Consider the following 18,998-nt stretch of genomic DNA (forward strand, 5'->3'; position numbering starts at 1 on the left):
GCTTGCGCGATTGCGAAATCTGGACGGTATTGACGGCAATCAACGCCACCGCTGCCGCACGGGCCAAACCTGCAACGTTGCGACATTTCTGTCCTGCACTGGTGAGATGACCATGCGTTTGTTTGCCTTGAGAGAAACCAACCGGCTGGGCGGGCATGTCGCGAAGGCCCTGGATGTCGATCTCGACCCCCATGAGGAGCGCGATTTCGAGGATGGCGAGCACAAGGCGAGGCCCCTCGTAAGCGTGCGCGGCGAGGATGTTTACATCCTGCATAGCCTCGCAGGCGAACAGGGTGTCTCGGCCAATGATAAGCTGCTTAAGCTTCTCTTTTTCATCGCCACATGTCGGGAGAACGGCGCGGCGCGCGTAACTGCAATCGCCCCTTATCTTTCCTACGCGCGCAAGGATCGGCAGACCAAGGCCCGAGACCCCGTGAACACGCGCTATGTCGCGCAGCTGTTCGAAGCGGTGGGCACCGATTGCCTTGTGACGCTCGACGTCCATAATTTCGCGGCGTTTCAAAACGCTTTCCGTTGCCGAACGCTTCATCTCGATGCCGGAGGCCTGTTCGGGCCCGTTCTTGGCGAACTGGCCGGCGCTGACCCCATTGTGGTGTTTTCTCCTGATGGCGGCGGCGTAAAGCGTGCGCAGTTGCTGAAGGAAAGATGCGAGGCGACAATCGGCAACGAAATCGGATTCGGCTTCATGGAGAAGCGTCGAAGCCGAGGCGTCGTATCGGGCGATCTTTTTGCAGGCGAGGTGGATGGAAGGGTCGTCTTTCTCATCGACGATATGATCAGCACCGGAGGTACGATGATCCGCGCCGCCCATGCCTGCCGGGAACGCGGCGCCAAGGACGTTCACGCCATAGCCACCCACGGTCTGTTCAGCAAAGGAGCGGAAGCCCTGTTCACCGAGCCCGCCATCGGCCGCGTCGTGGTCACCGACAGCGTGGCATCGGTATCGAGAGTGGCGCCCGGACGCGCGGCAAAGCTGCAGATCCTGTCAACCGCGCCGCTGATCGCGGAGGCGATCAAGCGTTTGCATGCGAATGGCTCGATTTCCCAACTGGCTGGAATGGAGAACTGAGCTCTTCCTTCGCGGCGGCGATATAGGAGAGCGCCATGCGCGGCCACTTGCCGGGTTCACGCACGACCCGGTCGAGCAGATGCGCCAGGCAAAGCCGTGCCCGAAGCAACATCCGGAATGCACCGTAAAAAGCCAGGACTTCATCATCGGGCCGTCCGCCCAGGCGTGCTTCGAGCAGATCAAGCAGGGCCGGGCGAACCCAGCCTGCTCCCAGCATCGCACATTCGAGGCCGAGATAGTTGATCTCGTCATAGGGATCGACGATGCGCAGTGACCGATCGAATTCGAGGCAGTCTATGACCTGCGTCGGGGTGCCGATGTACACGTGCTCGGGCCGCAGGTCGCCATGCCCTTCGACAATGCGGCCCGCCTCGATGCGAGCCTTGATGTTCGGGATCAACTGCGCAAAGCGTGCGTCGGCGGCTTCAAGCACGGGCAGGGCGGCATCCGAGACGCCGAGCGTCGGCTGACCCAGGATGGCTCGATTGACTGTGTGCTCTCTGACGAGGCTTTCCAGATAGAGACTGCCGTCTTCGATCTCCGGCGGGGCGAGGGAATAGAAGCCGACCATCAATTCGCCTGCCTTGCGGATGTCCACCTCGGTCACGAGGCCTTCACGAAGCCTGACATCCAGCAAGTCGGCCTCGGGTAGCCGTTTCATTTCGACCAGCCAGTCGACGGCGCGTCCTCGCCCCGAAAGGGCGAGGTGGCCGGCCTGGGTGCATCGCAGCGGGATGACGGCGTAGTAGGTGTCGGCCGCGAGCCGCCTGTTCAGTCGCAGTTCCTCCTCGCAGAAGAACCGGCGCCTGGCGAGCGTGCCGAAATCGAGAAAGGGGTATCGCACCGGCTTTTTCAGCTTGTAAACGCGGTCGTCGGTCAGGAAGACCCAGGACATGTGCGTTTCCCGGGCCGCAACAGAGGATGTGGCATGAGGATACGAGCCTGGATCGCTCAAGAAGCGGACCTTTGCCGCCAGATCGGTCATCGATAATCACCCCTGCATCGCTCGCGCGCAACATATCGAACAAGCCTGCCAAAAGGCGCGGCGCGCCTTGATGCGTATCAATGAACCCGGCGCTCGTTCGCGCGTAAATTGCTTTGTCCATCCGACGAGGTACTTCAGGATGACCGTTCAGGCCGGCATTCAGACCGTTCCCGCGATGAAGATCGCTTCCCAAGGCCCGCCGGCCATCAACTTGCTGATTGCAGGCCGGCTGCGTGATTACGCCGATCTCTTGACCCGCCAAGGCGAGGATGGATTTCGCGCCAGAGCCTTCGAAAGCGCAGCCGAGGTGATCTCGGCGCTCGGCCGGCCGATCGACGAGATTCTCTCACAAGAGGGCCGCGAGGGATTGATGGCGCTTCCTGCGATTGGAACGGGTATAGCCGGCGCGATCGCGGAAATGGTCACCACGGGGCGCTGGTCGCAAATGGACAGGCTGCGGGGAGACCTTGCGCCGGAGGTTCTGTTCCGCAGCATTCCAGGCATCGGCGCGAAGCTGGCTGATCGCCTTGCCAAGGAAGGCCAGCTCGAGAGCCTGGAGGAACTCGAACACGCCGTTCGGTTCGGCAAGGTTGCGGTGAAAGGCATCGGGCCGCGACGTCGGCGGATGATCGCCGCAGCCATTGCGGAACGCCTCGGACGGCCGGTCTTCGTTCCCGGGACCACGGCTGTTCGCCCGCCTGTCGACATGCTTCTGCAGGTGGACCGGATGTACCGTGAGCGCGCCGCCGCGGGAGAACTGCGCAAGATTGCGCCGAAACGCCTCAATCCCACGGGGGAAGCCTGGCTGCCCATCCTGCACGCCCGCCATGGCGAATGGCATTTTACCGCTTTGTTTTCAAACACCCAACTCGCGCACCAACTCGACAAGACATCCGACTGGGTCGTCATCATCTATCACAAGGACGGCCAGCCCGATGGACGGTCTACCGTGGTCACAGCGACACGCGGGCCCGCGCTCGGGCAGCGCGTCGTCCGAGGACGGGAAGGCATCGAGGGCGAAAAGGAAGTGCCGGACTAGCTCGCCGATCTCGAAACTTTCGGTAGTGATGACGGGCTGTTCGATGCGGTGGTTTGATCCAACTCAAGGCGCTTCCGGGTGTCTGGCTGTTGGGTGGCGATGAGAATGCTTGCTGAAACAGCCAAAGCCGCGGGAGTGAGTGATGAGCTACAAGGATATTCTGGTCTTTCTCGATGGTTCCACCGACAACAACGCGCGAATGGGCTTTGCCCTGTCGCTGGCTCAGGATTACGGCGCAAGGCTGACGGGTGTCGACGTCGATGCGGCCGCGGCCTTCGACGGCGAGTGGGCGGAGCGTGCGAAATCGCTCGTAGAGACGTTTCATGCCAGCGCCGATGGCGCAGGCGTGCAGGTGCGCTTCAAGATCGCGGATCGGGCTACGACGGGATGGAAGGATTTCTATGCGCGCTATGCGGATTTGGTGATCGCGACGCAGCCCAACCCGGAAGCCTCGGGTAGAGTCCTCGCCGGGGTGCCGGAGCAGGTCCTGATGTCCGCGGGGGTACCGATGATCATGTTGCCTCAGGGCTGGAAGCCCCGGCCTGTCGGCAAGGAGGTCGTGATGGCGTGGTCGCCCAGCGCACAGGCCACGCGCGTGGTGCACGATGCCCTGCCGATCCTTGCCCGCGCGCGGAAAGTGACGGTGTTCGCGTTCGATCCACCGGCCGACAGGGAAGACGCGGACGTCGAGATGCTTGGCGAGCATCTGCTCGCCCATGGCATCAAGGTCGACATCGACAAGTGGTCTAATGCCGGCGACCTGACGCCAATCGAGGCGCTGTTTGCCTCTCCTGCGCTCGAAGAAGCGGATTTGATCGTGGCCGGGGCATACAGTCATTCGCGATTCCGCGAGGCAGTATTCGGCGGCATGACAAAATCCCTGCTCCAGCAGTTCTCGTTGCCGGTGTTCGTGTCACACTGAACCTGTTCGGGCTGGTCTCACCTGGAGCAATTCCAAGGATCGAGTTCCCGAAGCTTTGCGCGCTGATGATCGAGGTCGCGCCGCGATCATCGGATGAATACTGCGGGCACTTGCTGTCCAGCACGATCAGATGCAGCGGATGACGACAGCCCCCAGTCCCGGAAAAACGCAAGGCGTGGCAGGCGTCTCGGCAATCGCGGAAAGCCTGCGTGGCCTCGGCGAGACGGAAGCGCGTGCCAGGCTTATCGCCAAGGGTCCGAACGAGTTGCCCAGAACCGGACGGCGCACGCCGCTCAGGATCGCAATCGAGGTCCTTCTGGGGGCCGATGCTTGCCCTTCAGCTTCGCGGAGGCGTGGTCTATCTGCTTCTGGGCAATCGGGAGGAGGCGCTGATCCTGCTTGCCTTTGCGACAATGTCGATCGGCATCACGATAATACAAGAGACACGCGCGGAGCGTGTCCTCGAAGCGCTGCACTCACAAGTCCCCGAGCGCTCGTCATCCGCAACGGCGAGCGCAGGCGCACCCCCGGGCGCGAGGTCGTGCGGGGGATGTTGTCGTGTTCGCGGAGGGTGACCGGGTGCCGGCCGATGCCACTCTTCTCCATAGCCAGGACCTTCAGATCCACGAATCTCTGCTTACTGGCGAATCCGTGCCGGTACGAAAGATTGCCGCCGACAGCGCCCTCCGAAGTCCTGGCGGATCGCACATCTCCATCTTCGACTAACGTAGACGCGCCCGAAGCCGACGCACCGCCGCCCACTCGCTACCGTGTTGGTTGAAGCCGCGTTCGCATGCGGCTATCCGCACGCCTTACCTCAGCGCCCCTTCTTCGACGTGCGGATCAGGGCTTCTGGCTCGACCCCGAGCGCGTCCGCAATGCCGCCGAGAACCGTGACACTGGTCGATACACTAGCGCGTTCAATCGCTCCAATGTAGCGCGCGCTCAGCCCTGATCGCTCGGCCAATTCCTCTTGCGTTAGATGTCGGCTGCTTCTTGCCCGCCGTAAATTCCGTTTTCGGCCGTCAAGCTGCTGCTCGGCTTTGAAGGCGCCAACAACTCGACCACGACAACCGACGAGAGCAATTCCGCCAACACGATGACCATGAACGGCGGCGACTCGAATGCAAAAATCAGCACAGCTCAGGCCAAATACGGTTCGTCGTCCTGTCTTTTCGACGGCTCAGGCGATGAGGTCTATTGTCAGCAGACCTCACCGAGGCCCAATGACTTCGATTTCGGCTCTGGCCCATTCTGCTTCGAGGCCGGGTGCGGTTTGCCACATCGGGCGCGACCGTGGGTTCTATCGGAGGCCAATGGGGTGCCGCCTCGCCGTCCTGGTTCTTCTATTTGACCGGCGGCAATCTTCGTTTCCGCTATGCCACCAGCGCCGGCAACACCGACGTACAGTCAGCATGGGCGCCGGCGCCAAATCGTTGGTATCATGTCTGCGCGGACAAGGACTCCAGTAACAAGGTTCGAACTTATATCAATGGGGTGATGCAGGCTTCGGCAACGATCGCAACGGCCATGCAAAATCATTCTGGGAGCGGTTCCCGCAGGGGTCTCGGTCTGATCCCCGACTTTCCAGGCTTCGCCGGTTTGAACGGCTATCTGGACGAGGTGCGGGTGATCAAGGGCTACACCCCCTGCGGCAGCGATGCCGGCTTCACTCCGCCGATCGCGGCCTTCTCAAGGTCATCCGTTTAGCTGGAAAGCGCTTGGCTCGTTGTTTGGGGCTGGCGTCGGACTTCGAAGACCAGCGTCACTGCGATCGAGACCGTGGCTACCAGGGCGGCACCAGCAGCAGGATGGAAGCCGGCCCAAAAGGAGACGAGTATGACCGGAAAGTGCGTGGCATAGAGCGGATAGGATAGTGCGCCCGCCCAAGTGGCCCATTGTGTGCGCGGCAAGCAGAGGGACGCCCGAACGATGAAGGGGCAGGCGACCAATGCTACGATCTCCCATGCGGTATTGGTCGAGGCAAAGCTGAGCAGGATCGCTAGGGCGCCCACCGCTACAACGGGATGTTGTCCGAGCGGCGCATCGCCGTGCCGGCGGAATATCCAGATGCCGACGAGGTAGCAGGTCAGCTCGCGCGGGATCAGCCAAAGGTTCGCCACGATATCGGCCCCCCAATACATCTGCCGTTCAGCGCTGACGGCGGCAAGAAGGCCGCACAGCCCCATGAGCGTGAGAAGCCGAGCATTGGCCAATCTCGCGAAGATCCAGCCATGAAGAGCATTGGCGATGATTTCCACAAACAACGACCACGCCGGGACGTTCAAGGCGAACGCATATGGACCGCCGGACGGCAGAAATAACAGGATCAGCAGGTAGGCCGTCGTCATTGGAATAGACAGGCCACGGACGGCAGCCGTCAAGACGAAACCAATCGTCGAGCCGACGGCAAGCGGAAGGAACAGCCGGCGATATCGTAGCCCGATGAAGCCCAGGGTCGTAAGCCCGTCCCGCAAGCGATCCTCATAGGTCCTAGTCATGACGAAGCCGGACACGATGAAGAATAGGTCGACGGCCACCGAATAACCAATGGGAACGGGCGGGAGGTTGTAGGTCGATACCAAATGGAAGGTGGCCACGGCTAAAGCCGCGACTCCGCGTAGAGCATCTAATCCGTAGAGCCTTCCCCCGCCCATGTGCAGCGGCCTCTTCGGTCTAAGACTGGATCCGGCAGATCGTCTCGCAAGCGATCCCGTTGCCATCGCCGTCCAAGGTCTTGCCCCATGCGCAATTGTGGAGATGCCAGACCGCGTCCTCGCATGAAAGCATTTGTTGGCACTTCAAAACCGCTTCACAAGAGCGTTGTATCGCTCCCGACGGCACCGGCGGAAGGTGCGGCGTCGACAACCTTTGCCAGGCGAAGGCACCGGCGAGAACCGCAAACAGTGCAGCCAACCTTAGCTTCGTTCGTGGTGACATATGCCCGACCCTCGTCCCCAGTTGAAAGGTTAGAGGTCTAGAGGCCGCTAAGGCAAGTGTCCCCAAGGGTTAGTTCCAAGAGACTTTTACAAGGCCTGGAAAGTTCTCTGCCTGTTCGAGGTTCGTAATCAGAGCAATCCGGTATGCGCTCTTGTTAGCCAAGGCGTCCCAGACGAAGATCGCGGCGATAGTGGCGACGATCACAAGGATCGGTCGCATGGAACTCTCCCTCAAAAGCTCCTCGTAGCGCAGGCATTATGCTCCTGTCGGAGGCTTTACACAAGAAATCGCTAATATTCAGTCGGCGACGGCGTGGACGATCGCGAAGCCGATGCCCATTGCGAGACCGGCGGCGAGGCTTTCAGCCAGGCGCAGGGCCAAAGGCGCCATAGCGAGCCCGGAAACGCTCTGGCGGGGCGCTCAGGGTGCAGCGATGTCATCGAATGCCCGTTCCATTCCGAGCAACACAGATCCAAATCGGGAATCTGTGAATCCCCTCAAGCCTTCGTCCGTTTCGGCGCGACATGGCTGGTCACGAGCCGCACTGCGCTGCGCTTGACCGTGATGCCGAGATCCCGACCGCCGACTGTCACCGTATCCTCATCCACGCGGATGACTTCCCCGGTCAGCTCGATTTTCTGGCCGCTACTGATGCCTGGCGTTTTGTCGACGATCGAATGTGGTTGGCTATAGGTAGGGATCAGCACGCTCACCCTGTCCTCTGTGACGCGCTTGCGCACGGTTGCCGTGATCGCCACGGTGTCGCCAACTTTGATGCCGCCACTCGCCATTCCATGATTCTGGCGCGATCAGCGGCTTCGGCAAGCTTGCGCTAATATTTGCTTGAAAAGCCTCGATAACACGTGAGGCGCATGCTGCATACATGTGGGAGATGATCCTCAGCGCGCCATTTCTCTGACTTCTGGAGCTAATAGCGGTTCTGGACGACGACGGCCTGCATCCGCTCATTTTTCCGTGTGAAAGGACGATGAACGGTTGGAAGCACGCCGTCACGGGCATGTGGCTAGATGTTCACCCCACCCACCGGCGCCACTGGATTGAAGATTCGCTTGGGTAGGACTAAATTCCTGCGTGGTGCGGCGACCTCGATTGCATGAGGATCGCCAATGTCGAACAAATACCCCTTCTCCGAATGCACGCTTGGCGGCAAGCTGGCGGCCGGCACCGGCCTATCGGTCGACTGCCTGACGTGCAGGCGGAGGGCGGCGCTCGACGTCGCTGAACTGGTCAAGCGGTTCGGGCCGGATCAGCGCTGCCTGCACTGGTATCTGCTTAGGATCATCTATTGCCACGAGTGCCGCGGCGCCGGCCGGGACGATCGGAACCTGCAGTTCACCAACCATGCAGTGACACCCGAGCAGCGCAACGGCTGGACACCCTGTCCTTGAAGAGAGCTGTCTGGCTTCAGGGGAAGTGTGGAAAGTCGCCGGGCAAAGGTCGGGGGTAGATGGGTAGTCCCGGACCGCGTTAACCATGAACCTCGGCGCGGCCGATGGCAATTGCATAGACGGCTATGTACGCCCGTGGAACGTCATGTAAATCTCCCGACATGAGTATCCGCTAATGCGATTCACCCTGATGCGCTATTGCTATCCGCTGACGATCACCGACTTTGCCAGCCGCTATCTCATCGCCTGCGAGGCGCTGTCGACCACAAGTTGTCGGTCTGGTGGCTGCGCTTGGGCATCGACATCGAGCGCATCAAGCCGGGCTGCCCGCAGCTGAACGGGCGCCATGAGCGTATGCACCTCACCCTGAAGAAGGAGACCACCAAACCGGCTGGCGCCAATTTCCTTCAGCAGCAGGTCAGGTTCGACGACTTCATCGACGAGTTCAATTCAGAACGCCCGCATCAGGCGCTCGGCATGGACTGTCCCGCCGAGCGCTATCGACCTTCGACGCGTTCCTATGCCGGCTTGCCCGATCTCGACTATCCGTTTCACGACAAGGCCGTCACCGTCACCACATGCGGCCGCATCTGCTACAATTACAGGAAGATCAACCTCAGCATTGTCTTTGCCGGCCAGACCGTTGGCATCAAACAGGTCCAGGACCACATCTGGCTGACCAGCTTCATGGACTATGATTTGGGATATTCGACGATGACACATGCAGGCTCGAACCACTCCAAAACCCCTTCAGGCCAAAAAGTGTTACCCATGTCTCCGGCATAAACCGTAACCTATGTGTCCGGAACGGACCAAAAGGCAATGGTGCCCAGAGGCGGATTCGAACCACCGACACGCGGATTTTCAGTCCGCTGCTCTACCAACTGAGCTATCTGGGCCTCTGTGCCGGCTAACGGGACCGTTCGCCGGGCTTCAAGAGCGTCAGTCGGCGCCCCTTGAAAGCGCGTGGGTTATAGCACGGGAATCCGGCCTGTCCAGAGCAATTCCAGGAAAAGTGCGTGGCGGTTTTCCGCTGCGGAATTGCGTGAAAACAAGCGCTTGAGGGGTGATTTCGCCGAGGCGGAACAATCGTGATGAAACGGCGGCGTGCCGCCCTCGCTCAACCCTCGTCCCTGGGCGCCGGGCCCGGCTTCGGGTTGTCCTCGTCTTCCTTGTCGTCGCGATCCGGAATGACATAAGCGCCCTTCAGCCAGCGATTGAGGTCGATGTCCTTGCAGCGCGCGGAGCAGAACGGATAGTGCTCGCGTGAGGAAGGCTTCCCGCATTCGGGGCAGGGTCGCTTCGGCCTCAACGGCGTCACCTTGTCGTCCAGGCTCATGAGCGCGCGGTGTGCCAGTTCTGATGCGTCTTGAAACCCTCGCCTGAAAGCAGCGCGACACTTTCATAAAGCGGCAGGCCGACCACGTTGGTGTAGGAGCCGACCAGCTTGACGACGAAGGAGCCGGCCAGGCCCTGCACTGCGTAGCCGCCGGCCTTGCCACGCCATTCGCCGGAGGCGACATAGGCGTCGATCTCCTCGCGCGGCAGCCGCTTGAAGCGCACCCTGGTCTCCACCAGCCGCTGGCGCAGCTTGCCGCCCGGCGTGATCAGACAGATGCCGGAATAGACCCGGTGCGAGCGGCCGGAAAGCAGGCCGAGGCAATTGATGGCGTCGTCGATCGTCTCGGCCTTGGGCAGGATACGCCGCCCGACCGCCACCACCGTGTCGGCGGCGAGGATGAAGGCGGGCGCATAGTCCTCCTCGCTCTTCAGCGAGGCCAGCGCCTTCTCGGCCTTGTCCTTGCAGAGGCGCTTGGCCAGCGAGCGCGGATGCTCTGCGCGCAGCGGCGTCTCGTCGACGTCGGCGGGCAGCACCCGGTCCGGCTCGATGCCGGCCTGCTGCAAGAGTTCGATGCGGCGCGGCGAACCCGAGGCAAGCACCAGCTTCTGCGGAATGCTCATCGCGCTTCGCGCCGGGCTGTTACTTGAAACGATAGGTGATGCGGCCCTTGGTCAGGTCGTAAGGGGTCATCTCGACCAGGACCTTGTCGCCGGTCAGCACGCGGATACGGTTCTTGCGCATGCGGCCGGCCGTATGGGCGATGATTTCGTGTTCGTTTTCGAGTTTCACGCGGAACATCGCATTGGGCAGCAGTTCGGTGACCACACCTGGAAACTCGAGGACTTCTTCCTTCGGCATTCGATACCTTTGCTTGGATGGGCGTTCCGGCGCCTAGAGCATGATGCCGAAAAGTGTGAAGCGGCTTTCGGACGACATCATGCACTACTCTTGATCTGGGGCCGGATTCAAACTTCAGATCGAATAGACCCGAAGTCATCCGACTCCAACCGGAATTTGCGCGGAACCTATATGATAATCGGCCGCTTGTGAACATCCCTAATCCGAGGTGCTTTCAGCCTCCGGCGCCGCAAAACGCCTGTCGATGCGCCGTTTCAGCCGCTCGCGCACGTCGCGATACGCGGCCATGATGTGCTCGCGCGTGCCGCCGGTGTCGGTCGGGTCGGGCATAGGCCAGTATTCGACCTCGACGGCCAGCGATCGGGTGAGCTCGAGGGCCGCATGATGCGCTTCCGGCGCCAGCGTGACGATCAGGTCGAAATAATCGTCTTCCAGTTCCTCCAGCGTCCTGGGCTGACGCGCGCCGAGCGACAGGCCCTCCTCGGCAAGCACTGCGTCGACGAACGGATCGCGCTCGCCGGCGCGCACGCCGGCCGAAGCGACGAAGGTGGTGGCGGGGAGTATGCGGCGCGCCAACTGTTCCGCGATAGGCGAGCGCACGGCGTTCATGCCGCACAGGAACAGGATCGAATGGGGCAGGGCGGCCGGCACTAGAGGATGATCCCGAACCGGAGGTCAGCGCACGCAAGAAGCGGTAGCCGGTTTCCGGATAACATCGTGCCCCAACAAAGAGTCGCATCAGGGTGGCGATTCAACGAAACGTCATCCCGATCTAACCTCGCCAGTGCAGCACGCAGACCAGTGTGAACAGCCGGCGCGCCGTGTCGAAGTCGATCTCGATCTTGCCGGCGAGCCTGTCCATCAGCGTCTGCGAGCCCTCATTGTGCAGGCCGCGCCGGCCCATGTCGATCGCCTCGATATGGCTGGGCGTCGAGGAGCGGATGGCCTCGTAGTAGCTCTCGCAGATCAGGTAGTAATCCTTGACGATGCGCCTCAGTGGCGTCAGCGACAATATGTGGGTAACCACTGCGGCGCCATTCTCGCGGCTGACGGCAAAGACCAGGCGCTGCTCGGCCAGCGAGAGCTTCAATCTGTAAGGGCCGCCGCCCTCGTCGCCGACCGGCCGGAAACGGTTCTCCTCAATGAGATCGAAGATCGCCACGGCCCGCTCGTGTTCGACGTCGGGCGTCGAACGTCCGATCGTTTCGTCGAGCTCGACGTCGATCAGCCTGTCGCGGGTTTGGTCGCGGCCGGGCATCGCTACATGTTCAGCCTGATCGAGACGGAGCGGGCATGCGCATCGAGCCCTTCCGCCTTGGCGAGCGCGATCGCGGCGGGTGCCAGCGCCTTGAGCTGCTCCGGCCCGAGCTTGAGGATCGAGGTGCGCTTGACGAAGTCAAGCACCGACAGGCCCGACGAGAAACGCGCCGAGCGTGCCGTCGGCAAGACGTGGTTGGAGCCGCCGACATAGTCGCCGATGACTTCCGGCGTATGCCGGCCGATAAAGACGGCACCGGCGTTGCGCATCCTTGAAAGGAACGCCTCGGCGTCATTGAAAGCGAGTTCGACATGCTCCGCCGCGATCCTGTCGACCAGCGGCAGCGAAGCGTCGAGCGTCGGCACCAGGATGACCGCGCCGAAATCGCGCCAGCTTGCGGCCGCCGTCTCGCCGCGCGGCAGGACCTTGAGCTGGCGTGCCACCGCCTGCTCGACCGCCCGGCCAAACTCTGCGTTGTCGGTGATCAGGATCGATTGCGCCGACGTGTCGTGCTCGGCCTGTGCCAAAAGGTCTGCCGCGATCCAGTCCGGGTCGTTGTCGGCGTCGGCCACGACCAGCACTTCCGACGGTCCGGCGATCATGTCGATGCCGACAGTACCGAACACCTGGCGCTTGGCCGCCGCGACATAGGCGTTGCCGGGACCGACGATCTTGGCGACGGGTCTGATCGTCTCGGTGCCGTAGGCGAGCGCCGCAACGGCCTGCGCGCCGCCGACGCGGTAGATCTCCGAAACACCGGCTAGGTCGGCAGCGACCAGCACCAGAGGGTTGATGACGCCGCCGGTGGCCGGCACGACGATGACGATGCGCTCGACGCCGGCGACCTTGGCCGGCACGGCATTCATCAGCACCGAGCTCGGGTAGCTCGCCGTGCCGCCCGGCACATAAAGGCCGACGGCTTCGATCGCCGTCCAGCGCGAGCCGAGCTCGACGCCGGCGGCGTCCTTATAGCGGTCGTCCTTCGGCTTCTGCCGCTCGTGATGCGAACGGATACGCTCGCGCGCGAATTCGAGCGCCTCGACGGTTGCCGGATCGGCCGCTTCATAGGCCTTGGCGATGTCGCTCTTCGAGACGGCGATGCCAAGCGCGCCGAGATCGGCCTTGTCGAATTTCAGCGTGTAGTCGATCAGCGCCATGTCGCCATCTGCGCGCACGCGCGCAATGATGTCGCGTACCACGGCCTCGACATCGGCGGAGACCTCGCGCTTGGTGGTGAGGAAGGCCGAAAAGCGCCGTTCGAAATCGGCGTCCTGCTGTTGAAGCGTTATGGCCATCGCGCTTAGCCTCTGTGCACAGGTCGCGAGGTGGCTTCCCAGGAGCCGCCGACATCGGCAAGCCTGGCCTCGATGCATTCGACATCGAGCATGATGGTGCCGCCGCCCGAAAACACCAGCTCGACGATACCGGCGGGCTTGCTGATGGGGATGAAGCTGATCGCCAGCAGCGACAGCACTTCGGCCGGCTTGTCGCGCGCGATGCCGCTGGTCTTGACGCCGAGCACGCGGTCGAAATGCAGAACGCTCTGCCGCCGTTCGTTGTGCTGGCGGAACAGACCGGACTTCGCTTCCCACGCGAACCGGTTCATGGTCAGCACGAAGCGCTTGGCCGCCGGCAGGTACTCCAGGTCGGAGACCTTCATGACGGCGTCCTGGACATGCGCCGAAACGATGCTCAGATCCTGATCGTCGAGCGCGATGAGCTTGAGAGCTGCCATGCCAAATACGCACCTGAACGTTGATAATTCAACGTCCTGTTAGGCGGTCTTTCCGCTCGGCGCAACCGCTGGGAAGAATGCTGCGACGCGTCAGCCCGAAATCCGCTCGATCACCGCGCCGCAGCCGGAGAGTTTCTCCTCCAGCCGCTCGAAGCCACGGTCGAGGTGGTAGACGCGGTTGACGGTCGTCTCGCCATCGGCGGCAAGGCCGGCGATCACCAGCGACACCGAGGCGCGCAGGTCGGTCGCCATGACCGGCGCGCCCTTCAGCCGGGTGACGCCCTCGACGATCGCCGTCTGGCCGGAAAGGGTTATGTGGGCGCCGAGCCGGGCGAGCTCCTGCACATGCATGAAGCGGTTCTCGAAGATTGTCTCCGTGATGCGCGACTTGCCCTTGGCCATCGTCATCAGCCCCATGAACTGCGCCTGCAGGTCGGTGGGAAAGGCCGGGAAGGGGGCTGTGGTCACATCGACCGGCGCAATGCCGGCGCCGTTGCGCTTGACGCGGATGCCCTCATTGGTCGGCGTGATCTCGGCGCCGGTCTCGACCAGCACGTCGAGCGCCGTCTGCAGCAGGTCGGGCCGGGCGCCTTCGAGCATCACGTCGCCGCCGGTCATGGCGACAGCCATCGCATAGGTACCGGTCTCTATGCGGTCGGGGATGACGCGAACCCGGGCGCCCGAGAGCGCCTCGACGCCGTGGATGGTGATGGTCGGGGTGCCGGCGCCATGGATCTTGGCGCCCATGGCTATCAGGCATTCGGCGAGATTGACGATTTCGGGCTCGCGCGCGGCGTTTTCCAGCACTGTCTCGCCCTTGGCGAGCGAGGCCGCCATCATCAGCACATGGGTGGCGCCGACCGACACTTTCGGGAACACGTAGCGATTGCCGACCAGGCGGCCGTTCTTCGTCTTGGCGATGACATAGCCGTTGTCGACATCGAGTTCGGCGCCCAGAACCTGCAGGCCCTCGAGGAAAAGGTCGACCGGGCGCGTGCCGATGGCGCAGCCGCCGGGCAGCGACACCTTGGCCTCGCCCATGCGGGCAAGCAGCGGCCCGATCACCCAGAAGGAGGCCCGCATCTTCGACACCAGCTCGTAAGGCGCGGTGGTGTCGACAATGTTGCGGGCGGAGAAATTGATGGTGCGCGAATAGCCTTTCTGCTGGCTCTCCCGGCGCCCGTTGACCGAATAGTCGACGCCGTGATTGCCGAGGATCCGGATCAGTTGCTCGACATCGGCCAGATGCGGGACGTTTTCGAGCGTCAGCGTGTCGTCGGTGAGCAGCGAGGCGATCATCAGCGGCAGCGCCGCGTTCTTGGCGCCCGAGATCGGAATGGTACCGGCAAGCTCATTGCCGCCGATAATTCTGATGCGATCCATAAGAAAACGTCCCCTCGGCCAGAACAGGCCGCTACAATCGGTTGATGCGCCGGCTTAGACCATTGGCCGGCTTGGTTCAAGAAATACGATTTCCTTGAAACCGGGCCGACTGTGGCCAGGCAGTATGGCTGATTTGGTCAGTCCTTGTGCATTTTTCCAGCAGCCGGCAGCCCTTCCGGCCGATCGTCAGGATCGCGGGCGGGTTGCTTGCCAACCTCCCCGGCGCGCCGCGAACGCGCCTGCGCCTTGCGCTTCTGCAGGTTGGCGCGCAGCGCTTCCGCCAGCCGGTGCTTGCGCTCGCCGTCGCCTTTTTTCGGTGGATTTGCCTTTTCGTTCATCTTCCATCCCTGACCGACGGATCAGCCGGCTGCGATTCCGCATGGCTACCATTTTAGCGTGGCCATGTCATGAAAGGGCTGAGAGCCGGTCCCCTGCTGTGGATCGGCAACGCCGGCCGCCTCAAACAAACAGCATGAGACGTGGCAAGAATCGCATGCGACGCTTTGGGTTTTTCTTGGCCTTGCGCTTGCCGGTTCGATATGGCAGAAGCGCCGCCATCGCAGGCTGCGGTAGCTCAGTGGTAGAGCACTCCCTTGGTAAGGGAGAGGTCGAGAGTTCAATCCTCTCTCGCAGCACCAGCCTATCCCTTTGATCGGGAACAACTATCTGACTTTCTTAGTCTTTTTGCCGCCTGTCTGGTACACAGAGGTGGTACACATGAGCTTGAGAATGCCCGGACCTTGGCGACATCCGAAGACTGGCGTCTACTACCTTCGACAACGCGCGCCTTCCGATTTCAAAAATATTGCATTGGACGGAAAGGTGGCAATTCCCGTTGGCGGCCTCGTCAGAACAATTAAAGCGGGAAAAACTGTCAAGGTAAGTCTCGATACGAAAGACCCCGCAGAGGCCAAGAAGCGCCACCGGGAGGCCGATGGGGCGCTGCACGAATATTGGCAACGGTTCAGGGAAGGACCGCAGCCGCTATCCACCAAACAGGTCCAGGCCCTTGCCGGTATCCTCTACACTCGCCTAGTCGACATGATGGACAGCGAGCCCGGGGAGGAAGGCATCTGGAAAGAGGTCCTGCGGCTGAACAAGGGCAAGGAGGAGGGCGGCGAGCTTGACCGCTGGTTCGGACCGACAGTGGATGAACTGTTCGTCGAGCAGGGAGTCAACACCGATCCCTTTAGCCGGACTCGCGTCGTTCATGCTGCCTATAAGGCAATCCAGCTAGGGGCTGAGACCAATCTCAGAAAGGCCGAAGGCGACTATTCACCCGACGATGAGGCTCGGAAGCGCTTTCCCAAATGGGAGGCCGAGGGAGGCAAGGCGAAGTTGGCGCCACGGGCGGCAGGGGAGTTCGACCTGTTCGCCCTGCTTGACCACAAGTTCGCGACGCAGAGCCTCAAGGAGAAGACCAAGAGCGACTATGCACGAGACCTCGCAAAATTCGTCAAGAGCAGCGGGCATCGGAACGCTCGGGATGTGACGAATGAGGACGTTCGCAAGTGGCGGGATGAGTTGATCGCCGCAGGGCTGTCGCCGTCGAAGGTCAACGGCAAGGCCCTTGCCGCTTTGAGCGCCGTCCTCACCCATGCTGTAAGGGAGTTCGGACTGTCGACCAACGTTGCCAGCGACATTCGAGACCGCAGGGATGGCCCGGCACCCGGCAAGAAGGGCTACGACATGGAGGAGGCCAAGGCCATCCTCGGAGCCACGTTCCAAGGCACCGCAAAGAGTATCTCGGCACCCCACAAGCGCGCCCTCTTTTGGGTGCCGTGGATTTGCGCCTATTCCGGGTTGCGGGTGACGGAAATCACCCAGCTTCGCGGCGTGGATGTCAGGGTGGACGGTGACACACCCTATTTTCTCATCACGCCGGAGGCGGGTTCCACGAAGAGCGGCATGGCCTGGATGACTGCCGTTCATCCGCACCTTGTGGAGTTAGGCTTGTTGGAGATGTTCAAGGAAGTGGGCGATGGTCCTGCGTTCTATGTTCCCTATCCCGATGAAACCGATCTCACCAAGCTGACAGGCAAGCCCCGATCGCAGGAAGCAGGGGTTCGGGTCGGGAATTGGATCACTGAGGAACTTGGCATCCCTGCGCCGGGCGGCAAGCCGAACCATGCGTGGCGGCACCTGTTCACAACGCTTTCGCGCAAACATGACATGGATAAGCAGCATCGTGACTTCATGCTTGGCAGTAGCGCCGAGGATGCGCGCGAAGGGTACGGCAATTGGCCACCCAGTGCCCTTGCGAGGGAGATCGGGAAACTGCCGCGCTTCGATGTGAAGGAGACGACCTGGAGGCCATCGAATGAAGCCGTCCCGGCCCAAGCTCCGCGCACGGTCCAGAAGGTGACGAAGAGAGGTAAACAACAACGTGCCTAACGCACCAAAGCCTCGTTTATGCAGTGTAGAACCTCTTTTCCTGCTATATACGCCCGCTTTATCTCATCGTAGTTAGTGGTGTTTGGGGCTACTCCCTGATGCACAAATGCATGCCGCCACGTAATAATATTACCGTAGGAGGATTTAATGCTAGTCCCGCCGGTTGAGAGTGATATATTTTCTTTAATGGTCAGCTTCTTACTGAATTTTTCAACATACTTATCACCAAACATCTTGATATGCTCGTTCTTCAACGAATCGATTTTAATTCTGCCGTTGAGTTGATCGAACTTTGCCCTAGCAAATTTGCCTAAAACTACGTGCTTTTTATCGGAAAACTCATAAATTATATCCTTTATAGCCAGCTCATAGACTGTTACAGCAGATATTAAGACAAAACCAAGGTATCTACTCTGGATAAACGGATCAGCAATCCCGGCCATCATTGGATCGAGATGATTCAGGTAGTCTTCTACAAGAGCAAAACGCGCAGTGTATGGCATCAGTCGACAAGATATTGTTTCGCTAGTTTAAGACGTTCTTTAACTGTGACGGCATCGCTGGTGTTGAAGTAGATTGCTGTCTGGTAATCTTTATCCGCCAGGAGTTGTTGGTATCTTGCCGCAAGATCATTTTTTATCTTAGAGCGATGCCTAATAAGAACGCTCAAAATGGAATCCATGGCCGCAAGATTTATTGGCCCCCGAATATGGAATGGCTTCTTTGGAAGAGTTTCTGCGACCTTTTTTGCCACAGCCGCAAAGCCTTCCACAAAGGACATCGTGGCAGCGTCGTCGCCCTTTCGATGAGAGCGCATTTGGACGTTCAGAAACTCCTTCATCGGCTTTTCATATGAGCTCCCCCTTTCCTCCATAGCGAATATTCTCAGGATCATTTCGACGTCGCGCTGGTGGCGCTCCAGGGCCTTCTTATCGATGAGCGTCCGCCAATGAGGGTTCTTGTTGAGCGCCTGCAGAACATCGACAATGCCGCCTGCGAACACGCAGTTTCTGATCTCCTGGGGTCGGAGCGGAGTTCCCCCGGTATTTAACCTCTCGAAGATATGATACATGCTTGTCGTTTGCCCGACCGGTGTGAGTTGCTTGATGTTCACCGCTCGGAGTATCGAGCCTCGCAGGCGTCGCTGATCTACGTTTGACAAATCTTCGTATCGTTTGTTGTAGTAAGGGCTATCTGTTGCCAAACCAGAAAGCCTGAAAACTTGTCGCCTTCCTTGCAGGTTTTCAAATCCAAAGTACCCTTCGAAAAAGAAAACGATACTGAGTATCCTTTGCTGGCCATCAATGACTAGGTTTTTGTTTTCACTATCAATGTAAAAAAACACCTGAGGGACCGGAAGACCAAGCAGAAATGACTCAATAAGTAGGGACGACTGCTTTATGTTCCAAACAAAGTTTCTCTGAAATGTGGGTATAGTTATCTCTTTGTTTGTCCACATCTCATGGATTACGCTCAGTGTGAGGTCCGATGGATAAGTGGCGATGTCATATGCCACATGGGAGGGCTCTTCTTCGTCCTCCTCTGTCTCGACTTCGAGGTCGTCATCTATATCGGGTTGGTTGGCCATTGGTGCCCGTTTGGTTGGAGCTGTTCAGCTCTTCTTAAAGAACGGCGAGCAGATA

General features: G+C 60.5%; 22 protein-coding genes, 2 tRNA genes and 3 pseudogenes. 9 read left to right on the forward strand and 18 right to left on the reverse strand.

All coding sequences use genetic code 11. The features are described from left to right. Window positions 1-112: 112 nt before the first annotated feature. The gene (locus ACR64R_RS27435) at window positions 113-1,090 is read left to right on the forward strand and encodes a ribose-phosphate diphosphokinase (RefSeq protein WP_487359355.1); all 978 of its coding nucleotides are present in this window, start codon (window positions 113-115) and stop codon (window positions 1,088-1,090) included. On the opposite strand, the gene ACR64R_RS27440 is transcribed toward ACR64R_RS27435, so the two are convergent. Further along, window positions 1,035-2,075, reverse strand: coding sequence for a hypothetical protein (locus ACR64R_RS27440; RefSeq protein WP_487359356.1), 1,041 nt, complete (start codon window positions 2,073-2,075; stop codon window positions 1,035-1,037). The two genes, ACR64R_RS27435 and ACR64R_RS27440, sit on opposite strands and share 56 nt — an antisense overlap. A 139-nt stretch (window positions 2,076-2,214) precedes the next feature. Between ACR64R_RS27440 and ACR64R_RS27445 the strand changes: the two genes are divergently transcribed. The 3 genes and pseudogenes from ACR64R_RS27445 to ACR64R_RS27455 form a co-directional block, all read left to right on the forward strand. Beyond that, window positions 2,215-3,114 (forward strand): DNA-binding protein, encoded by a 900-nt coding sequence (locus ACR64R_RS27445; RefSeq protein ID WP_487359357.1) that lies wholly within the window; start codon window positions 2,215-2,217, stop codon window positions 3,112-3,114. Window positions 3,115-3,256: 142 nt separating this feature from the next. Next, on the forward strand, window positions 3,257-4,036 hold the full coding sequence (locus tag ACR64R_RS27450) for a universal stress protein (protein ID WP_487359358.1): 780 nt from the start codon (window positions 3,257-3,259) through the stop codon (window positions 4,034-4,036). Between the two features lie 205 nt (window positions 4,037-4,241). Continuing rightward, window positions 4,242-4,738, forward strand: a pseudogene (locus ACR64R_RS27455) (P-type ATPase actuator domain-containing protein); the annotation flags it as partial. 115 nt (window positions 4,739-4,853) lie between these two features. Here the strand turns inward: ACR64R_RS27455 and ACR64R_RS27460 are convergent. Further along, window positions 4,854-5,048, reverse strand: a pseudogene (locus ACR64R_RS27460) (helix-turn-helix domain-containing protein); the annotation flags it as partial. Window positions 5,049-5,305: 257 nt separating this feature from the next. Between ACR64R_RS27460 and ACR64R_RS27465 the strand changes: the two are divergent. Next, the gene (locus tag ACR64R_RS27465; RefSeq protein ID WP_487359359.1) at window positions 5,306-5,746 is read left to right on the forward strand and encodes a LamG-like jellyroll fold domain-containing protein; all 441 of its coding nucleotides are present in this window, start codon (window positions 5,306-5,308) and stop codon (window positions 5,744-5,746) included. On the opposite strand, the gene ACR64R_RS27470 is transcribed toward ACR64R_RS27465, so the two are convergent. The 4 genes from ACR64R_RS27470 to ACR64R_RS27485 all read right to left on the reverse strand — a co-directional run bounded on the left by ACR64R_RS27470 (window position 5,743) and on the right by ACR64R_RS27485 (window position 7,767). Next, a complete protein-coding gene (locus ACR64R_RS27470; protein ID WP_487359360.1) occupies window positions 5,743-6,759 on the reverse strand; it encodes an acyltransferase family protein in 1,017 nt (338 codons plus the stop codon). The genes ACR64R_RS27465 and ACR64R_RS27470 overlap by 4 nt on opposite strands. Beyond that, a complete protein-coding gene (locus ACR64R_RS27475; RefSeq protein WP_487359361.1) occupies window positions 6,713-6,976 on the reverse strand; it encodes an excalibur calcium-binding domain-containing protein in 264 nt (87 codons plus the stop codon). Before ACR64R_RS27475 ends, ACR64R_RS27470 begins: the two co-directional genes overlap by 47 nt. Window positions 6,977-7,045: 69 nt before the next feature. Further along, window positions 7,046-7,195 carry a hypothetical protein gene (locus tag ACR64R_RS27480; protein WP_487359362.1) on the reverse strand — a complete coding sequence of 50 codons (150 nt, stop codon included), beginning with the start codon at window positions 7,193-7,195 and terminating at the stop codon, window positions 7,046-7,048. 278 nt (window positions 7,196-7,473) lie between these two features. Beyond that, window positions 7,474-7,767 (reverse strand): hypothetical protein, encoded by a 294-nt coding sequence (locus ACR64R_RS27485; protein ID WP_487359363.1) that lies wholly within the window; start codon window positions 7,765-7,767, stop codon window positions 7,474-7,476. A gap of 336 nt (window positions 7,768-8,103) precedes the next feature. On the opposite strand from ACR64R_RS27485, the gene ACR64R_RS27490 reads away from it, so the two are divergent. Together ACR64R_RS27490 and ACR64R_RS27495 are read left to right on the forward strand one after the other, a co-directional pair. Then, a complete protein-coding gene (locus tag ACR64R_RS27490) occupies window positions 8,104-8,385 on the forward strand; it encodes a hypothetical protein (RefSeq protein ID WP_487359364.1) in 282 nt (93 codons plus the stop codon). Between the two features lie 193 nt (window positions 8,386-8,578). After that, window positions 8,579-9,171, forward strand: a pseudogene (locus ACR64R_RS27495) (integrase core domain-containing protein); the annotation flags it as partial. Between the two features lie 37 nt (window positions 9,172-9,208). On the opposite strand, the gene ACR64R_RS27500 reads toward ACR64R_RS27495, so the two are convergent. The 10 genes from ACR64R_RS27500 to ACR64R_RS27545 all read right to left on the reverse strand — a co-directional run bounded on the left by ACR64R_RS27500 (window position 9,209) and on the right by ACR64R_RS27545 (window position 15,299). Further along, window positions 9,209-9,284, reverse strand: a tRNA-Phe gene (locus ACR64R_RS27500). Between the two features lie 221 nt (window positions 9,285-9,505). Further along, window positions 9,506-9,724: a DNA gyrase inhibitor YacG gene (gene yacG, locus ACR64R_RS27505; protein ID WP_487359365.1), complete on the reverse strand. Its 219-nt coding sequence runs from the start codon at window positions 9,722-9,724 to the stop codon at window positions 9,506-9,508. After that, window positions 9,721-10,347, reverse strand: coding sequence for a Maf-like protein (locus ACR64R_RS27510; protein ID WP_487359366.1), 627 nt, complete (start codon window positions 10,345-10,347; stop codon window positions 9,721-9,723). The genes yacG and ACR64R_RS27510 overlap by 4 nt, the downstream gene beginning before the upstream one ends. 19 nt (window positions 10,348-10,366) lie before the next feature. Further along, entirely contained in the window at window positions 10,367-10,585 is a 219-nt protein-coding gene (gene infA / locus ACR64R_RS27515; protein ID WP_006200926.1) for a translation initiation factor IF-1, read from the reverse strand. 198 nt (window positions 10,586-10,783) lie between these two features. Then, window positions 10,784-11,236 carry an arsenate-mycothiol transferase ArsC gene (locus ACR64R_RS27520; protein WP_487359367.1) on the reverse strand — a complete coding sequence of 151 codons (453 nt, stop codon included), beginning with the start codon at window positions 11,234-11,236 and terminating at the stop codon, window positions 10,784-10,786. Window positions 11,237-11,357: 121 nt separating this feature from the next. Continuing rightward, window positions 11,358-11,843: a UPF0262 family protein gene (locus tag ACR64R_RS27525; protein ID WP_487359368.1), complete on the reverse strand. Its 486-nt coding sequence runs from the start codon at window positions 11,841-11,843 to the stop codon at window positions 11,358-11,360. A gap of 2 nt (window positions 11,844-11,845) precedes the next feature. Then, a complete protein-coding gene (gene hisD, locus ACR64R_RS27530; RefSeq protein WP_487359369.1) occupies window positions 11,846-13,138 on the reverse strand; it encodes a histidinol dehydrogenase in 1,293 nt (430 codons plus the stop codon). Window positions 13,139-13,143: 5 nt separating this feature from the next. Beyond that, entirely contained in the window at window positions 13,144-13,578 is a 435-nt protein-coding gene (locus ACR64R_RS27535; protein ID WP_487359370.1) for a DUF2948 family protein, read from the reverse strand. A 90-nt stretch (window positions 13,579-13,668) separates the two neighbouring features. After that, entirely contained in the window at window positions 13,669-14,961 is a 1,293-nt protein-coding gene (gene murA, locus ACR64R_RS27540) for a UDP-N-acetylglucosamine 1-carboxyvinyltransferase (protein WP_487359371.1), read from the reverse strand. Window positions 14,962-15,098: 137 nt separating this feature from the next. After that, entirely contained in the window at window positions 15,099-15,299 is a 201-nt protein-coding gene (locus tag ACR64R_RS27545; protein WP_487359372.1) for a hypothetical protein, read from the reverse strand. A 225-nt stretch (window positions 15,300-15,524) separates the two neighbouring features. On the opposite strand from ACR64R_RS27545, the gene ACR64R_RS27550 reads away from it, so the two are divergent. Further along, a tRNA-Thr gene (locus ACR64R_RS27550) sits at window positions 15,525-15,599 on the forward strand. Between the two features lie 79 nt (window positions 15,600-15,678). After that, window positions 15,679-17,355: a DUF6538 domain-containing protein gene (locus ACR64R_RS27555; RefSeq protein WP_487359373.1), complete on the forward strand. Its 1,677-nt coding sequence runs from the start codon at window positions 15,679-15,681 to the stop codon at window positions 17,353-17,355. On the opposite strand, the gene ACR64R_RS27560 is transcribed toward ACR64R_RS27555, so the two are convergent. Beyond that, window positions 17,352-17,858: a HEPN domain-containing protein gene (locus ACR64R_RS27560; protein ID WP_487359374.1), complete on the reverse strand. Its 507-nt coding sequence runs from the start codon at window positions 17,856-17,858 to the stop codon at window positions 17,352-17,354. The two genes, ACR64R_RS27555 and ACR64R_RS27560, sit on opposite strands and share 4 nt — an antisense overlap. Continuing rightward, window positions 17,858-18,943 carry a GmrSD restriction endonuclease domain-containing protein gene (locus ACR64R_RS27565; RefSeq protein WP_487359375.1) on the reverse strand — a complete coding sequence of 362 codons (1,086 nt, stop codon included), beginning with the start codon at window positions 18,941-18,943 and terminating at the stop codon, window positions 17,858-17,860. Before ACR64R_RS27565 ends, ACR64R_RS27560 begins: the two co-directional genes overlap by 1 nt. Between the last annotated feature and the right edge of the window lie 55 nt (window positions 18,944-18,998).

The organism is Mesorhizobium sp. MC2-1-1, assembly GCF_057597255.1.

Coding starts and splice junctions, on each gene's coding strand:
- ACR64R_RS27435 (WP_487359355.1), top strand. CDS start 113: ATGCGTTTGTTTGCCTTGAGAGAAACCAACCGGCTGGGCGGGCATGTC.
- hisD (WP_487359369.1), bottom strand. CDS start 13,138: ATGGCCATAACGCTTCAACAGCAGGACGCCGATTTCGAACGGCGCTTT.
- ACR64R_RS27470 (WP_487359360.1), bottom strand. CDS start 6,759: ATGGCAACGGGATCGCTTGCGAGACGATCTGCCGGATCCAGTCTTAGA.
- ACR64R_RS27445 (WP_487359357.1), top strand. CDS start 2,215: ATGACCGTTCAGGCCGGCATTCAGACCGTTCCCGCGATGAAGATCGCT.
- ACR64R_RS27560 (WP_487359374.1), bottom strand. CDS start 17,858: ATGCCATACACTGCGCGTTTTGCTCTTGTAGAAGACTACCTGAATCAT.
- ACR64R_RS27535 (WP_487359370.1), bottom strand. CDS start 13,578: ATGGCAGCTCTCAAGCTCATCGCGCTCGACGATCAGGATCTGAGCATC.
- ACR64R_RS27565 (WP_487359375.1), bottom strand. CDS start 18,943: ATGGCCAACCAACCCGATATAGATGACGACCTCGAAGTCGAGACAGAG.
- ACR64R_RS27485 (WP_487359363.1), bottom strand. CDS start 7,767: ATGGCGAGTGGCGGCATCAAAGTTGGCGACACCGTGGCGATCACGGCA.
- infA (WP_006200926.1), bottom strand. CDS start 10,585: ATGCCGAAGGAAGAAGTCCTCGAGTTTCCAGGTGTGGTCACCGAACTG.
- ACR64R_RS27555 (WP_487359373.1), top strand. CDS start 15,679: ATGAGCTTGAGAATGCCCGGACCTTGGCGACATCCGAAGACTGGCGTC.
- ACR64R_RS27545 (WP_487359372.1), bottom strand. CDS start 15,299: ATGAACGAAAAGGCAAATCCACCGAAAAAAGGCGACGGCGAGCGCAAG.
- ACR64R_RS27525 (WP_487359368.1), bottom strand. CDS start 11,843: ATGCCCGGCCGCGACCAAACCCGCGACAGGCTGATCGACGTCGAGCTC.
- ACR64R_RS27450 (WP_487359358.1), top strand. CDS start 3,257: ATGAGCTACAAGGATATTCTGGTCTTTCTCGATGGTTCCACCGACAAC.
- ACR64R_RS27510 (WP_487359366.1), bottom strand. CDS start 10,347: ATGAGCATTCCGCAGAAGCTGGTGCTTGCCTCGGGTTCGCCGCGCCGC.
- murA (WP_487359371.1), bottom strand. CDS start 14,961: ATGGATCGCATCAGAATTATCGGCGGCAATGAGCTTGCCGGTACCATT.
- ACR64R_RS27475 (WP_487359361.1), bottom strand. CDS start 6,976: ATGTCACCACGAACGAAGCTAAGGTTGGCTGCACTGTTTGCGGTTCTC.
- yacG (WP_487359365.1), bottom strand. CDS start 9,724: ATGAGCCTGGACGACAAGGTGACGCCGTTGAGGCCGAAGCGACCCTGC.
- ACR64R_RS27490 (WP_487359364.1), top strand. CDS start 8,104: ATGTCGAACAAATACCCCTTCTCCGAATGCACGCTTGGCGGCAAGCTG.
- ACR64R_RS27480 (WP_487359362.1), bottom strand. CDS start 7,195: ATGCGACCGATCCTTGTGATCGTCGCCACTATCGCCGCGATCTTCGTC.
- ACR64R_RS27440 (WP_487359356.1), bottom strand. CDS start 2,075: ATGACCGATCTGGCGGCAAAGGTCCGCTTCTTGAGCGATCCAGGCTCG.